Raw genomic sequence first — 15749 nt, 5'->3', positions numbered from 1 at the left:
GATTAGCGCTGGGATCCTCTATGCCTCTCAGCTTTCTAAATACGCCTTATGCGGATCAACTAGCGTTACGTCCCCTCCCTCAACGTTTAACTCATGAATGCCGCTCGATTAGCAATGGTTGAAGCTGCTTGCCCTGCAGGGCTGCTTCACACGCTTCCAAGACCAGATCCATTCTGGCAACCAGGGAATTAGGCTTCTGAATCGGATTGTCCTGGCCGAACGGCACAAAATATATATGTTTAGCCACTAATAGCTTCGCTATGTTAGCAGCATTCAACCCAAGTCCATCATTCGTCGAGATGGCCAACACAACGGGACGTCCATTGCGCATCTGCGCTTTGGCGGCCATTAGTACTGCGCTATCTGTAATCGCATTCGCTAGCCTGCTGGTCGTATTGCCCGTACAGGGCGCTATCGTCAGAACGTCCAATAATTTCGAAGGACCAAGCGGCTCAGCTTGAACGATCGTTGAAATAATTTCATTGCCCGTAATACCGGTAAGCTGCTCCTGCCATTCCTTAGCCGTGCCGAATCTCGTATCCGTCGTTATGAGCGTATTCGACACGATTGGCACAACATTGGCCCCCGCATCGACAAAACGCTTAATCTCCGGCATCACTTCGGCAAATGTGCAGTGAGAGCCCGACAGGGCATAGCCGACCGTAATTCCGTTCCAATTCATATCCCATTCCCCCGCTTAATTGTATCGTCCATGATCAACTGACTTAAGCAATCCGCTATGATGCGTCCAGCTGTCTTAGGAGCGACGATACCGGGAAGTCCGGGTGCAAGCATCGCTTTAATTCCACGTTTCTCCGCGAAGCGAAAATCCGTTCCGCCAGGCCTCGACGCAAGGTCGATAATGACGGCCCGAGATGGTAAATTTGCGATAATTTGCGCTGTGACTATCATAGTCGGAATTGTATTAAAAAGCAAGTCGATACTGCCCACATTTTGCAGCAAATTGGCCATGTAGAAGGGCTCGAAGCCCATCTCGGATGCTCTTGCATAATGCTCGGATCGTCTGACTCCAACCTTCACTTTTGCCCCTAAACCTTGCAGTGATCTTGCCATCGTAAATCCTGTTCGTCCGAAGCCAAGCACCATAGAGCTCGACCCGTGTAACGTAATATCGGTATGCTGAATCGCCATCATCAACGCGCCTTCTGCTGTCGGAATGGAATTATAGATCGCCACATCGTCACGATCGAACAATTCTACCAGCGAAAGTCCTCTTGACTCGCATAGTTGCCGCAAGTAGGGCTTTGCCATTCCTGTATAAACAGTGCAATGCTGCGGCAGTCTCGCGAAATGCGCCTCTGTCAGCTTCATTTCACGATCGCTGAACACAGCATGGATTAACCCTTGGTCGTCTGTCCCCACCGCCGGCAGCAGCAAAGCATCTACACCCTCGAACAGCGATTCATCGAACTCTGCATGCATGGCGCCATCCAGCGAAGAATGCAGTCCGTCAAACCCGCAAACGGTAATGGCAGCATCCAGCTCGCTCAGCTTGCGAATCACTTCCAACTGCCTCGCGTCGCCGCCAAGCAGCAGCACTTGAACGCCAGTTAACATCGGGCTTCACTCCCTTCTGGCCAATAGATATGTACTATCGTATGCGTGCGCCCAAAGGGGGGTGAAGGAACAACAAAAAAAGATCGGAGCTCTATCGCCCCGATCTTCCCATTATTTCCTATTGGTCATTTTCCCTTACTTTACGCCTGTATGTCCGAATCCGCCCGCTCCGCGAACGGTATCCGGCAGTTCCGTTGCTTCCTCGATTACTACTGCGGGAACCTCCTGGAATACCATCTGCGCAATTCGCTCTCCGCGCGTAATCGTGAATGTCTCTTGACCCAAATTCACTAGCAGAACCTTCACTTCGCCTCGATAATCCGCATCGATTGTTCCTGGCGAATTCAAACAGGTGATGCCATGTTTGTATGCCAGCCCGCTTCTGGGACGGATTTGCGCTTCGAGTTCCTTAGGCATAGCCATCGCAAATCCAGTCGGGACCAGAGTCCGCTCACCTGGAGCCAGAACAAGCGGTTCGCCGACCGCCGCTTGCAAGTCGAAGCCCGCTGCCCACTCCGACATTTTACGCGGGATCGCGATATCATGATTGCCTTCCAATCGTTTAAACAGCACCTGGTACATATTGATCCCTCCTCAGCTTCGCCGCTTCCTTGTCGCTTGATCCAACCATAGCGACTGCGAATGGCACGGCAAGCAGCTTCCTCGTGACATCTTGTATATCTTCCATCGTTACATGATCAATCCGCTTCAGCAATTCATCAAGCGTATAATGCTGTCCCAGCATAAGCTCGTTTTTACCAATTCGGTTCATCCGGCTGCTTGTGCTCTCCAGGCTTAAAATGAGTGAACCTTTCAGTTGCTCCTTGCCACGATGCAGTTCGTCCTCGCCCAGCCCTTTGACAGACAACTCATTAATTTGCTCCAGCGTCAAATCGAGCACATCTTTTGTCTGCTTTGGTGCCGTGCCTGCATATACCGTGAACAAGCCCGAATCCGCATAGCCCATATGATAAGAATAGACGGAGTAGGCAAGACCCCGCTTCTCTCTGATTTCCTGGAACAAGCGTGAGCTCATACCGCCGCCCAGCGCATTATTAAGCAAGATCATGGCATAAAGCTGCTTATCCTTGTTCGATAAGCCAGGGAAGGTCATGCAAATATGATTTTGTTCTGTTTTCTTCTTGTAGAAAATATAGTCGCCCTGAAAAGCAGGCGCTTCTGGAGCAGACGTCTCCGCATGATTGGAAAAACCGCCGAATTGCGACTCCAGCAGCTCCAGCAGCTCCGTTTCCTGCACATTACCTGCAACGCTGACAACCGTATTTTCAATCGTATACCGTTCTTTCATAAATCCTTTCAGCGTTTCCGGCCCCATTGCCTCCAGACGATCTTTAATCCCAAGAATCGAGTAAGCAAGAGGATGGTCGCCATAAGAAGCACGGGACGCCTCGTCATGCACCTTATCATCCGGCGTATCCTCATACATTGCGATTTCCTCTAAAATAACGTTTTTCTCCTTCGCTAATTCCCCTTCATCGAATTGAGAGTTGAAAAACATATCCGAAAGAGCATCGACCGCAATCGGAAGATGCTCGTCAAGTACTTTAGCGAAATAACAAGTATATTCCTTGGCCGTAAAAGCATTTACATTGCCGCCTATGCCATCAAACAGATCGGCGATATCTTTGGCGGTGCGCTTCTCCGTGCCTTTGAACATCATATGCTCAATAAAGTGGGAAATCCCGTTGTTTTCCTTCGTTTCATTGCGCGAGCCTGTCTTCACCCAAATGCCGAATGAGACCGATCGCACAGTCGGTATGTATTCCACTACGACGCGCAACCCGTTGCTAAGCGTATACTTGTTCACAGTTGTCCTCCTAATTTGAAACATGAATGATACCACTATATCAAAATACGTGGCCTCCCTCAACACGAGGCTCTGCCCGATCGGATGAAAGCGTCTCACTCACTGTTCCGATGGAGTATCCCTTTGCGAAAGCACTATCGATCATGCCCGCCAGCGCATCGCGGGTTGTTGCCGTCGGATGCATCAGAATAAGCGAACCCGGCTCCAGCTTCGACGAGATTTTGCGAATGACGGCATCAGCAGGAGGCTTCCGCCAATCGACCGTATCAATGGTCCACAGAACGGTGCCGAGACCCTGTTCTCTTGCAATCTGCACCGTTGCCGCATTGAACGAACCGGAAGGAGGAGCGAACCATTTATTATCAACCCCGAGCAGCTCTTTCAATAGCTGTTCGGTTTTGGCGATCTGATTATATTGCTCTGATCTGTTCAAGTTTTTCATATCGGGATGGGAATATGCGTGATTGGACAGCTCATGTCCCTCTTCCTGAATTTTTTTGGCAACATCCACATTTTTTTTGAGCCAGCTTCCGTCCAGAAAAAACGTCGCCTTAACCCCTTTGTCCTTTAGTGTCAGAAGAATGGGATCAATAAATTCATTGCCCCAAGCTACATTTATCATCAGGGAGATCATTGGTTTTTCGGGATTGCCCCGATAGACCGGCTGTGGACCAAGCTGAGAAAGCTGAATGTTCGGAACGATTTCCTTGTATTGATAAAGAATCGGACTATTGCGCGGTGCCCTCAGCGCAGTCTCATAAGTCTTGTCAATATCGATAGAAAGTCCGTTATAGCCGGGAATCGCGCGCCACACACGATCTAACCGCGCATCAATGGGTGCGATCGCTTTCGTCTCTGCCTCGGCAACAATCGCTTGATACAGCTCGCGTTTCTCTTCCTCCGAGTAGACGGGTTGTCCAATCGCTTGCACCGCATCGCCCGCCTTAACAGTGGCGATGAAGGACGCAATATCACCGTTCATTTTGACAAAAACGAGTATCATCAGCATACTCGCCGCGATCGCGGCGGCTTTCTTCAGATGCATATCCCCCACTCCATTTCGATCAGTCGCGCAGGCAGAATGCCTATTCTAGCGCTCATGAACCAATGTATGAAGCTTAGGACAAGATTATGCTTGTCTTCCTAAAAAAACAAAAAAGAGACAGATGACTCTGACTCTTTGGTTCATTCTATGATATTGACGCTGGCAGATTGCCCGCTCGTCTTAAGACTGAGCAGGCTCCTCTGCCGTAAGAATCGCTTTGCGCGACAGATTAATTCTGCCTTGCTGGTCGATCTCCGTCACTTTAACCGTAATTTGATCGCCGATTTTGACAACATCCTCGCATTTCGCGACGCGTTCCGTAGACAGCTGCGAAATGTGAACAAGACCGTCTTTGTTCGGAAGAATTTCAACGAACACGCCGAACTTCTCGATACGTTTTACCGTTCCGAGATAAATCTCGCCGATTACGACTTCTTTCACGATGCCTTCGATAATCGCCTTGGCTTTTTGGTTCATCTCTTCATCGGACGAAGCAATGAATACCATGCCATCTTGCTCGATATCGATTTTCACGCCGGTTTCTTCAATAATTTTGTTGATGATTTTGCCGCCGGCACCAATAACGTCACGGATTTTGTCCGGGTTAATGCGAAGCGTCAAAATCTTAGGCGCATACTTGGACAAATTCGTGCGCGGCGCGGACATCACTTCAACCATTTTGCCCAAAATGTGCATCCGGCCTTGACGTGCTTGCTCAAGCGCTTGCTCCAAAATGCTGCGGTCGATGCCATCGATTTTGATGTCCATCTGAATAGCTGTTACGCCTTCAGCAGTACCTGCAACCTTAAAGTCCATATCACCAAGGTGATCTTCCATGCCTTGGATATCAGACAGAATCGAGAAGTGGTCTCCGTCTTTGATCATACCCATTGCAATACCCGCTACAGGCGCTTTGATCGGAACACCGGCATCCATCATGGCAAGCGTACTTGCACAGATACTAGCCTGGGAAGTCGAACCGTTCGATTCCAGCACTTCAGACACAAGGCGGATCGTGTACGGGAATTCCGCTTCCGATGGAATAACCTTCGACAATGCACGTTCGCCAAGAGCGCCGTGGCCGATTTCCCTGCGGCCAGGAGGACGCAACGGACGAGCCTCGCCTACGCTGAACGGCGGGAAGTTGTAATGATGCATGAAGCGCTTCGTTTCCTCTGGCGAGATGCCGTCGAGGATTTGCACGTCGCCCATTGCTCCGAGCGTACAGATGCTAAGCGCTTGCGTCTGACCGCGTGTGAACAGGCCGGAGCCGTGTGTACGAGGCAGCAAGGCCACATCGCATTCGATTGGACGGATTTCGTCGAGTCCACGGCCGTCAGGACGCACTTTATCATGCGTGATCAAGCGGCGTACTTCTTCCTTGACGATATCATACAGTGTTTCCTTCACATCGGACAACAGCTCAGGCGTATCTGCATATTGCGCTTCGAAATGAACGACAGTATCGGCGTTAACCGCATCGATCGCTTCTTGACGCTCGTGCTTCTCCGCAATTTTTATTGCATCCACAAGACGCGCGGACGCAAAGGCGCGAACATCACTGTTGACAGTAGCATTTACCGTATGTAGCTTAACAGCCATCTTCTCTTTGCCGGACAGGGCTTGCAGTTCTTCAATCTTCGAGACGATGGATTTAATCTCATTATGTCCGAACATGATCGCTTCGAGTATGACAGCTTCCGAAACCTCGCTAGCTTCAGCTTCTACCATCATAATCGCATCTCTAGTACCTGCAACAACGACAAAAATATCTGTCTCTTGCTCTTGAGCTACCGTTGGATTAATCACGAATTGTCCGTTCACACGACCCACAATAACGCCGCCAATAGGGCCATTAAATGGTACATCGGAGATCGAAAGCGCAGCAGAAGTGCCGATCATTGCGGCGATTTCTGGCGAGTAGTCTTGATCCACGCTCATGACGATATTCGCAACTTGAATGTCATTGCGGAATCCATCCGGGAATAGCGGACGAATCGTACGGTCTGTCAAACGGCTGGACAGAATCGCTTTTTCGCTCGGTCTTCCTTCACGCTTAATAAATCCACCAGGGATTTTGCCGACAGCATACAGACGTTCCTCATAATTGACTGTCAGCGGGAAGAAATCCAAATCTTTTGGTCCCGAAGAAGCGGTAACGGTACATAAGATAACCGTCTCTCCATAACGAACCGTAACTGCCGCATTGGCTTGTTTGGCCAATCGTCCTGTTTCCAGAACCAGTGGTCTGCCGCCAAGCGTCATTTCAATACGTTGAAGCATCATAGTCCCTCCTTTTTCCTATTTCCTATTACAAAAAGCAACCCGAACCCCTGTTCCAGTGAACTGGAGGCCGGGATGAATCAGGTTGCTTTTCGTTACGCATGTTTTAACGGCGAAGGCCGAGTTTTTCGATCAATGCGCTGTAACGTCTAACATCTTTGTTCTTCAAGTAAGCCAGTAGCTTACGGCGTTGACCAACCATCTTCAGCAAGCCGCGACGGGAATGATGATCCTTCTTGTGCTCGCGCAAGTGTTGAGTCAAGTTAACGATGTTTTCCGTAAGGATAGCGACTTGAACTTCTGGAGAACCCGTGTCGCTCGCGTGAGTTTTGTGAGTCTCAATCAGTTCATGTTTGCGTTCTTGAGTGATTGCCATCCTAGTTCACCTCCTTTTTCATAATCGCCATTAGCCTCGCCGCCGACGGTGAGATCGGGCAACCAAGCTAAGGTTCAGCATGTGATCGGCTGCTCGTCCACAGAATGGACCTTATGCCAGTCACAACATTCTAAAGTATAGCATAGGTATACTCCATTGTCGAGAAAAGCTCATTAAAGCTCACTCAGAAGTTGTCTGGCACGATCGGAATCTGCCGCAATCTGTGCGATCAGCTCTGTGACTGAACCGAACCGCTTCTCCGGCCTTATAAAGTGCTGAAATTCAACGGTCATCTCCGTCCCGTATATATCACGGTCGAAGTCGAACAGATGAGCTTCCATCACCGGCACAATCTCTGATTTGTTGAATGTCGGCTTCATGCCATGGTTAAGCACGCCGCCATATCGCTTGCCGTCCACCCATGCGGTAATGGCGAATACGCCAAGGCTTGGGGAGACATAAGGATCCTTTAAATCCAAATTCGCTGTCGGGAAGCCAATCGTACGGCCTCTTCCATCACCGTGAACGACCGTGCCGACGACCTCATAAGGCCTGCCCAGCAAAGCGTGTACGGTCTCCAGGTCACCCTTCTCAAGCGATTCTCTAGTGTAGGTGCTGCTTACTTTCGTTCCATTCTGGAAGAGCGGCTCCACGATATCAACCGTAAAATCGGTACCGCCAAGCTCGCGAAGCATCTCCGCATTGCCAGCCCCTCGGCTGCCAAACGTAAAGTCAAAGCCTACGACAGCATGCTTCGCACCCAAAGGAATAAGCACCTCGGATACGAACTGGTGAGGAGTCAGCGAAGCAAAGGTAGGATCAAACTTCATGACGAACACGAGATCAATACCCAGTTCCTCGAACAGCTTCATCTTGCCCTGCATGGGCGTCAGACAGCTGAAATAGTGGTCGCCATGGCCAAGCACTTCTTTCGGATGAGGCGAAAACGTCAGAACAGCCGACTGCATGTCTGATTGCCGGGCATGAGTTACCGCTTGCCTGACGACATTCTGATGGCCTCGGTGGACGCCGTCAAAATGACCCATCGCAATTGCCACTCGTTCACCGGACAAGCCGTCTCCCGAATGACTCAAAGGATATGATAAAGGAATAATTTCCATCGATGACACCTGCATTTCTACATGAACTTTAATGGTCCTTGGAGCGAATAAGCACAGGACTAATCGCAGAAGGCCAGCTAACGTTTCGCGGTGATTCCCGGGGGTCAGTTGACGTGATGCTTATGCCTGGTTGGAATCCGAAAATACTTTGACCGGTCTCACCTGCGAGCCCTCGACATCGACTTGGAATATACCTAGAAAATTCCCGCTTTCAGAAGTTTCATACAATCGGATTAGTTGTTCGTGCTTCCATTCTACAGACTCCCATGTTACATAAGACAATGGCAGCTTCTGTCCACGCAGCGCCTGCTCGGCCCTCTGCGGCGTTACAGTCGCAAATGGAAGATGTGCAATCGCCTGATCTGCCGGGATAAGATGATCCTTAAGCCCGCCGCTCGCGACTAGCTCCTCAATCCCTTCAAGCGTGAGACAACCCTCTGCCGTAATGCCTCCGGACATCGTTCTTGTCAGCTTCGCCATTGTCGCGGGAAGACCTAGCGCTTTTCCGATATCGACGCATAGCGTACGAATGTAAGTGCCTTTGGAGCAGACAACAGAAAACGTTATTTCAGGTTGATCATTCTCCAGCTCTGCCTTAAGCAGAGAGATGGAATGAATAGTTACTTGCCTGGACTTTCGCTCTACCGTCTTTCCTTCGCGCGCCAGCTCGTAGAGGCGCTTGCCGTCTACTTTGACTGCTGAGAACATAGGCGGTACTTGATCAATTGTTCCGAGAAACCGCTGAAGCACTTCCTCGACTTGAGCTGTACTTACGGACCCGACAGGCTGCTGATCGATGATCTCTCCTGTCAAATCCTCTGTATCCGTAGCTATACCAAGTCTTAGTACAGCTTCATAGGCTTTCGGCCTCTCTTGGACGTATTCAACTACTCGTGTGGACCGGCCAAGACACAGGGGCAACACGCCCGTAACCATAGGATCAAGAGTGCCGGTATGTCCGACACGTTTCAGCTTCAGCAGCCGTCTTACCTTGGCGACAACATCGTGGGATGTCCAGCCCTCCGGCTTCCAAACGGCCAAAATGCCATCCATCGGTTATACCAACGCCTTTCTAACTGCATCTACCAAACTGCCCATTGCATCAGGCAGCGGCCCTTCCAATCGGCATCCGGATGCGCGTACATGCCCGCCTCCGCCAAAGGACTGGGCAATCGCCGCTACATCTGCCTTGCCTGCTGAACGCATGCTTGCTTTTACGGCTCCGTCATTAGTCTCTTTGAACAGGATACCGACTTCTACACCATCGACGTTAAGCGCGTAGTTCACAATGCCTTCCAAATCTTCAGAAACAGCACCGCACTGGGCCAAGTCTTCCTTGCCGATGTAGAGCCATCCAATCTTCAGATCATCGCTGAACGTCAGTCTCGCCAGTGCAGTCTGCAGCAGCTTTAGCTTGGCAATTGTCATCTTCTCAAGCAGATGATCAGCCAACTGGCTTCCTGACACGCCTAGTGCCAGCAAGCTGGCCGCAATCTCCATGACGCGCGGAGTTGTATTGGAATAACGGAATCCGCCGGTATCAGTCAGCAGTCCCGTATAGACGGCTCCTGCACATTCCTGATCCGGCACGAATCCCGCATGAATGATCAAGTCATATAAGATTTCCACCGTGGCCGCAGCCTCGGGCCAAATCACATTAACAGTACCAAAACCGTTATTCGTTGGGTGGTGATCAATGTTGAGCAGCTTGCAATCCTCGGGAAACAGGGCAGCGACATCACCAATACGGCGATAATCAGCACAATCGACCGCAATTACCGCATCAAAGGATAACTCAGGCTGCTGCTGTTTAAGCGATATAATTTCGTCAAACCCACGCAAATACTGCAAGCGGGAAGGCAACTCGCTTTCATTGATCATGATCGCTTTTTTACCCAAGCGTTGGAGCAGCCAGCCTACGACCACGGTCGAGCTTATAGCATCTCCATCCGGCTGAACATGTGACACGACAAGGAAGGAAGCATTGTCCTTCATAAAGGCCAATGCTTCATCCAACTGCTGTGTAATTGGGTTGCTGCTCATCAATTCGATTTGTTCCCGTTATTAATATCGTCAAGCAACGCTTCAATGCGGCTGCCATACTCAATGCTGCTATCGAATTTGAATAGCAGTTCTGGCGTATGGCGCAGCTTCATGCGCTTGCCTAGCTCGGAACGGAGGAAGCCTGTGGCGCTAGCCAATGCTTTCAGCGTTGCTTCCTTCTGTTCGTCGCTGCCAAGCACGCTTAGATAAATGCGGGCTTGGGACAGGTCGCTTGTCGTTTCGACGCCTGTTACCGTTATGAAACCGATGCGTGGATCTTTCAGCTCCATCTGGATAATTTGGCTCAGCTCTTTCTTGATCTGCTCGCTGACCCGACCAACACGTATTTTAGCCATGTTTAATTCACCTCTCTACCGTTTCCATGACGAACGCTTCAATCATATCTCCCTCTTTAATATCGCTAAAGCGTTCAAGCGTTATACCACACTCGTAGCCTTGTGCGACTTCCTTGGCATCATCCTTGAACCGTTTGAGGGTGTCGATCTTGCCTGTGTACACAACGATGCCGTCACGGATAACTCTTGCTTCAGCAGCACGCGTAATTTTGCCGTCGACGATCATCGAACCCGCAATTGCGCCGACCTTCGTTACTTTGAATACGTTGCGCACTTCAGCATGGCCGATAACAACTTCCTTGTAGATTGGGTCAAGCATGCCCTTCATTGCTTGCTCAATCTCGTCAATGACGTTATAGATGACGCGGTGCATACGCACGTCAACCTTCTCTTGATCAATTGTTGCTTCCGCTTGAGGATCTGGACGGACATTAAAGCCGATGACGATCGCATTCGACGCGGATGCCAAAATAATATCGGATTCCGTAATGGCGCCTACACCATTATGAATGATTTTAACACGTACGCCTTCGATATCAATCTTCGCCAGGGAGCCTTTGAGCGCCTCTGCGGAGCCTTGAACGTCGGCTTTAATAATGACGTTAAGATCCTTGATCTCTCCATCTTTAATATGCGTATACAGATCATCCAATGTAACGCGCGTATTGGCGCCCATCTCAGATTGACGGTGCTTGATTGCACGACGCTCTGCAATGGCACGCGCTTTGCGCTCGTCCTCGAATACCATGAACGGATCGCCAGCTTGCGGCACTTCTGTCAGACCTGTAATTTCGATCGGAGTCGATGGACCCGCTTCCTTCAATCTGCGTCCGCGGTCGTTCACCATCGCTCTGACACGTCCGAAGCAGTTGCCGGCTACGAAAGCATCTCCGATTTTCAGTGTTCCGTGTTGTACAAGAATACGAGCTACCGGGCCTTTACCTTTATCCAGCTCAGCCTCGATAACAGTCGCTCTCGCGCGCTTGTTCGGATTAGCCTTGTAGTCGTTCATTTCTGCAACTAGCAGGATCATCTCAAGCAAGCCTTCCAGGTTGATGCGTTGCTTAGCGGATACTTCAACAAAGATCGTATCGCCGCCCCACTCTTCCGGAACCAGCTCATACTCCGTCATTTCTTGCTTGATTTTATCTGCGTTCGCTTCCGGCTTATCAATTTTGTTCACGGCAACGATAATCGGTACGCCAGCCGCTTTCGCATGGTTGATCGCTTCTACCGTTTGCGGCATGATGCCGTCATCCGCAGCTACGACGATAATTGTAATATCTGTAACCTGTGCGCCGCGTGCGCGCATGAGCGTGAACGCTTCATGGCCCGGCGTATCCAGGAACGTAATCTTTTTGCCGTTGATTTCAACTTGGTACGCACCGATATGCTGCGTAATGCCGCCGGCTTCGCCGCCTGTTACGTTCGTTTGGCGAATCGCATCAAGAAGCGTTGTTTTACCATGATCGACGTGACCCATAATGGTAACAACTGGAGGACGGCCGGTCAAAGCTTCCTCTTCATCATTCTCTTCCACAGTCTCGAAGTCGTCTTCTTCAACCGGAATCTTCACTTCAACTTCTACGCCGTATTCACCTGCTACAAGCAAGATGGCATCCATATCGATCTCTTGATTGATCGTTGCCATTACGCCGAGGAATAGAAGCTTCTTAATGACTTCGGAAGCATCCTTATGAAGCAATTTCGCCAATTCGCCAACCGTTAACGTACCCCGAACGATAATTTTCTTCGGTGTGTTGTCGATTTTCTCGCGTGGAGGCTGTTGCGGCCCTTTGTTGTTCCGGCCTTTGCCACGGTTGTTGCGATTACCGCCATAACCCGGACGTCCATCCTCAAAACGCTTCTGGCCGCCGTTGTTGCGATTGTTTCTGCCAGCGTCAGATCCGCTGCGAGGTTGCGATCTGTTTGCTCCCGCATCGAATCCGCGGCTTTGACCTTGCGGCGCTTGTGCCGGACGATTGCCGGATGGAGCGCTGGATCCGCCTTGACCGAAGGAGCGATTGCCTCCGCCGCCTTGGCCTTGACCCGCTGGGCGATTGCCTTGATAACCGCCTCCGCCGCCGGATGGACGAGTGCCTCCGCCTTGGCCTTGACCCGCTGGACGGCTGCCGCCTTGACCTCCCTGTCCTTGACCGGACGGACGGTTGCCTTGATAACCGCCTCCACCGCCGGATGGACGAGTGCCTCCGCCTTGACCTTGACCGGATGGACGATTACCTTGATAACCGCCTCCGCCGCCGGATGGACGGTTGCCGCTTTGTTGTCCTTGACCTGCTGGACGAGTACCGCCTTGTTGTCCTGAACTGGATGGACGGTTGCTGCCTTGTTGCCCTTGACCGGATGGACGAGTGCCTCCGCCCTGATTGCTTTGTTGTGGTCTTTGTTCCCGTTGCTCACGTTGCTGCTCTGATGGTTGTGTTTTCGTATTAATAGAATTCATTGTCCCCTGTCTGTCTTGAGATGTTGTATTCGTTGTTGCTTGCTGACCGCCTTGAGTGCTAGAAGCGGGCTGCTGGCGATTCGCTGAGGCCGGCGCTGCAGATACCGCTGCACCGCTTGATTCCTGTGCGCGCTTTGCTGCCGCGTTGGCTTTAATATCGCGGAAGAATCCTTCCACTTTATTCACCATTGTGTTCTCCATGACACTCATATGATTGTTCACGGGCAAATTCAACCGTTTTAGAATCGTTATAATTTCTTTGCTGCTCATATTAAGCGACTTTGCGTATTCATACACGCGCAGCTTGTCTTTACTGTCCTTGCTGTCTTGTGTGTTGCTCAATAGGATCCACCTCCGTATTTTGGCTCAGATGACTTCCAATCATTTTTCCGAATTGCATATCGGTAATCGCCAGCACGACGCGTTCAGGCTTGCCTATCGCCCTTCCTAGCTGCTCTCGATCGAATGCCTCGGCGAGTTGTATTCCGTAGGTGCCGCATTTATCTCGAAATTTTTTCTTCGTGTTGTCGGACGCATCTCCTGCAAGAATAACGAGATGGGCCTTGCCTGCTCTTACAGCTTTGAGCACAATTTCGTCACCAGTAATGAGCTTACCTGCCCTCATCGCCATTCCGAGCTGCGACAATGCCTTATTTCTCTTCATCATCCGGCGTCTGCTCCTTGGTTGCGATGAATTGCTCCTCCACCGCAATAAAATCTTGTTCTAGTTGATCGTATATATGCTCGCCGACTGGCTGTTTTAATGCTCGGTCCAGCGCTTTCGATTTCTTCGCAAGCTTGAAGCAAGCGACTTTTCCGCACAAATAAGCTCCTCGGCCTGCTTTTTTGCCGGTCAAATCGATGCCAACCTCGCCATCCGGAGTGCGAACGATCCGAATGAGCTCCTTCTTCGGCATCATTTCTTGGCAAGCGACGCACTTGCGAAGCGGTACTTTCCTCGGTCTCACCGTACACCCTCCCTTTCAGCGTGATTGCAGCAAGACGGTTAGTCGATCGATACGGAATCCTGATGCATCGTTCCCGTTGCCGATTTCGGACGCCCGTATTCCTGCTCCGCCTGCGCCTCGCTCTTAATATCAATCTTCCAGCCCGTAAGCTTGGCCGCAAGTCTTGCATTCTGGCCTTTGATGCCGATTGCCAGCGACAACTGGTAGTCCGGTACGATTACTCTGGCCATCTTCTCTTGCTCGAACACGATAACTTCAAGTACCTTGGAAGGACTAAGCGCATTGGCCACATATTCCTCCACGTTCTCCGACCAGCGCACGATATCGATCTTCTCGCCTTTCAGCTCGCCGACAATCGTCTGCACGCGCATCCCTTTTTGGCCGACGCAAGAACCTACCGGATCTACTTCATCATTACGAGAATGAACGGCGATTTTGGAACGGAATCCCGCTTCGCGTGCAACGGAGCGAATTTCGACGACGCCGTCATAGATTTCAGGCACTTCAAGCTCAAACAACCGTTTAAGAAGGCCTGGATGCGTACGGGATAAAATGATTTGAGGACCTTTAGTTGTATTCTCTACTTTCGTAATAAACGATTTCACGCGGTCGCCATGCTTAAACTTGTCCGTCGGCATTAGCTCCGTCAAAGGCAGCACCGCCTCCACTTTGCCCAAATCTACGAACAGATTGCGCACATCCTGACGCTGCACGATACCATTTACGATATCCTCTTCTTTGTCGATAAAAGCATTATAGATCAGCCCGCGCTCTGCCTCGCGAATACGCTGTGTCACGACCTGCTTTGCCGTCTGCGCGGCGATGCGGCCGAAGTCACGCGGCGTAACTTCGATCTCCGCTACGTCATCCAGCTGATAATGCGGGTTGACCTCGCGGGAAGCCTCTACCGTAATCTCAAGACGAGGGTCAAGCACCTCGTCAACAACGGTTTTGCGCGCGTATACCTTAATTACACCGGTATGACGGTTAATATCGACTCTTACGTTTTGCGCAGAGTTGAAATTACGTTTGTAGCTGGAAATTAGAGCAGCCTCTATCGCTTCAAGCAGCACATCCTTAACGATACCTTTATCTCTCTCGATCTCCTGCAACGCTTCAATAAAATCCATACTCATTGGAACGATGTTCCCCCTTTCATAATAGAAGCAATAATTAAAATTGGATAGCCAAGCGGGCGCTGGCGATTTTTTCGTAAGGAATGTTATGCTCTTTTTTGCCTACGCGAATAACGGCAATCTCGCCGTCAAACGATAGCAGCGTGCCTTCGAACTCCTTGGAACTATCGAATGGCTCGTAAGTAGTTACATACACAAACTTACCGATCGCCCTACGCACATCTTCTGGCTTTTTCAGCGGCCTTTCCGCTCCTGGCGAAGATACTTCAAGGAAATAGGCACCGGAGATAGGATCGTTGTTGTCTAGCTGCTCACTGACGTATTCACTGATACGTCCGCATTCATCGATGTCAATGCCGCCTTCCTTGTCTACAAAAACGCGCAGAAACCAGTTGCTGCCTTCCTTGATATATTCAATGTCGACCAGTTCAAAGCCATTGTCATTGAGATACGGAAGTACCATAGGCTCAATGGCGGATTTGATATTGGATGTGCTCAAATTGGGTTAACCTCCTGTATAGGTTGCAATGTGATATTGCCGAATACAAAAC

The 15749-nt window shown here is 50.4% G+C and carries 16 protein-coding genes; all 16 read right to left on the bottom strand.

Annotated elements, in window-relative coordinates:
- Nucleotides 1–91: 91 nt before the first annotated feature.
- The gene (locus DX130_RS05850) at nucleotides 92–682 is read right to left on the bottom strand and encodes a dipicolinate synthase subunit B (protein ID WP_116043571.1); all 591 of its coding nucleotides are present in this window, start codon (nucleotides 680–682) and stop codon (nucleotides 92–94) included.
- The gene (dpsA, locus tag DX130_RS05845) at nucleotides 679–1578 is read right to left on the bottom strand and encodes a dipicolinate synthase subunit DpsA (protein WP_116043569.1); all 900 of its coding nucleotides are present in this window, start codon (nucleotides 1576–1578) and stop codon (nucleotides 679–681) included. The genes DX130_RS05850 and dpsA overlap by 4 nt, the downstream gene beginning before the upstream one ends.
- Nucleotides 1579–1713: 135 nt before the next feature.
- Entirely contained in the window at nucleotides 1714–2160 is a 447-nt protein-coding gene (gene dut / locus DX130_RS05840; protein ID WP_116043568.1) for a dUTP diphosphatase, read from the bottom strand.
- Complete coding sequence (locus DX130_RS05835; protein ID WP_240644320.1) at nucleotides 2141–3406, bottom strand: M16 family metallopeptidase; 1266 nt, start codon at nucleotides 3404–3406, stop codon at nucleotides 2141–2143. The genes dut and DX130_RS05835 overlap by 20 nt, the downstream gene beginning before the upstream one ends.
- A 40-nt stretch (nucleotides 3407–3446) precedes the next feature.
- Entirely contained in the window at nucleotides 3447–4451 is a 1005-nt protein-coding gene (locus DX130_RS05830; RefSeq protein ID WP_116043565.1) for a polysaccharide deacetylase family protein, read from the bottom strand.
- 180 nt (nucleotides 4452–4631) lie between these two features.
- Nucleotides 4632–6734, bottom strand: coding sequence for a polyribonucleotide nucleotidyltransferase (gene pnp / locus DX130_RS05825; RefSeq protein WP_116043563.1), 2103 nt, complete (start codon nucleotides 6732–6734; stop codon nucleotides 4632–4634).
- Nucleotides 6735–6840: 106 nt separating this feature from the next.
- Complete coding sequence (gene rpsO, locus DX130_RS05820) at nucleotides 6841–7110, bottom strand: 30S ribosomal protein S15 (protein ID WP_116043562.1); 270 nt, start codon at nucleotides 7108–7110, stop codon at nucleotides 6841–6843.
- Nucleotides 7111–7283: 173 nt separating this feature from the next.
- A complete protein-coding gene (locus DX130_RS05815) occupies nucleotides 7284–8231 on the bottom strand; it encodes a bifunctional riboflavin kinase/FAD synthetase (protein ID WP_116043560.1) in 948 nt (315 codons plus the stop codon).
- Between the two features lie 120 nt (nucleotides 8232–8351).
- Nucleotides 8352–9284, bottom strand: coding sequence for a tRNA pseudouridine(55) synthase TruB (gene truB / locus DX130_RS05810; RefSeq protein ID WP_116043558.1), 933 nt, complete (start codon nucleotides 9282–9284; stop codon nucleotides 8352–8354).
- Between the two features lie 3 nt (nucleotides 9285–9287).
- Nucleotides 9288–10274, bottom strand: coding sequence for a DHH family phosphoesterase (locus DX130_RS05805; protein ID WP_116043556.1), 987 nt, complete (start codon nucleotides 10272–10274; stop codon nucleotides 9288–9290).
- Nucleotides 10274–10630: a 30S ribosome-binding factor RbfA gene (rbfA, locus tag DX130_RS05800; protein ID WP_116043555.1), complete on the bottom strand. Its 357-nt coding sequence runs from the start codon at nucleotides 10628–10630 to the stop codon at nucleotides 10274–10276. The genes DX130_RS05805 and rbfA overlap by 1 nt, the downstream gene beginning before the upstream one ends.
- Nucleotides 10631–10637: 7 nt before the next feature.
- The gene (infB, locus tag DX130_RS05795) at nucleotides 10638–13436 is read right to left on the bottom strand and encodes a translation initiation factor IF-2 (protein ID WP_116043553.1); all 2799 of its coding nucleotides are present in this window, start codon (nucleotides 13434–13436) and stop codon (nucleotides 10638–10640) included.
- Nucleotides 13405–13758, bottom strand: a complete 354-nt coding sequence (locus tag DX130_RS05790) for a L7Ae/L30e/S12e/Gadd45 family ribosomal protein (RefSeq protein ID WP_116045762.1) — start codon at nucleotides 13756–13758, stop codon at nucleotides 13405–13407. The genes infB and DX130_RS05790 overlap by 32 nt, the downstream gene beginning before the upstream one ends.
- Nucleotides 13745–14062, bottom strand: a complete 318-nt coding sequence (gene rnpM, locus DX130_RS05785) for an RNase P modulator RnpM (protein WP_116043552.1) — start codon at nucleotides 14060–14062, stop codon at nucleotides 13745–13747. The genes DX130_RS05790 and rnpM overlap by 14 nt, the downstream gene beginning before the upstream one ends.
- A 38-nt stretch (nucleotides 14063–14100) precedes the next feature.
- The gene (nusA, locus tag DX130_RS05780; protein WP_116043550.1) at nucleotides 14101–15198 is read right to left on the bottom strand and encodes a transcription termination factor NusA; all 1098 of its coding nucleotides are present in this window, start codon (nucleotides 15196–15198) and stop codon (nucleotides 14101–14103) included.
- A gap of 37 nt (nucleotides 15199–15235) precedes the next feature.
- On the bottom strand, nucleotides 15236–15697 hold the full coding sequence (gene rimP, locus DX130_RS05775; RefSeq protein ID WP_116043549.1) for a ribosome maturation factor RimP: 462 nt from the start codon (nucleotides 15695–15697) through the stop codon (nucleotides 15236–15238).
- Nucleotides 15698–15749: the final 52 nt, after the last annotated feature.

The sequence above is a fragment of the Paenibacillus paeoniae genome (assembly GCF_003388735.1).
GTDB lineage: Bacteria > Bacillota > Bacilli > Paenibacillales > Paenibacillaceae > Pristimantibacillus > Pristimantibacillus paeoniae.
This window is presented reverse-complemented; position numbering and strand designations above follow the sequence as displayed.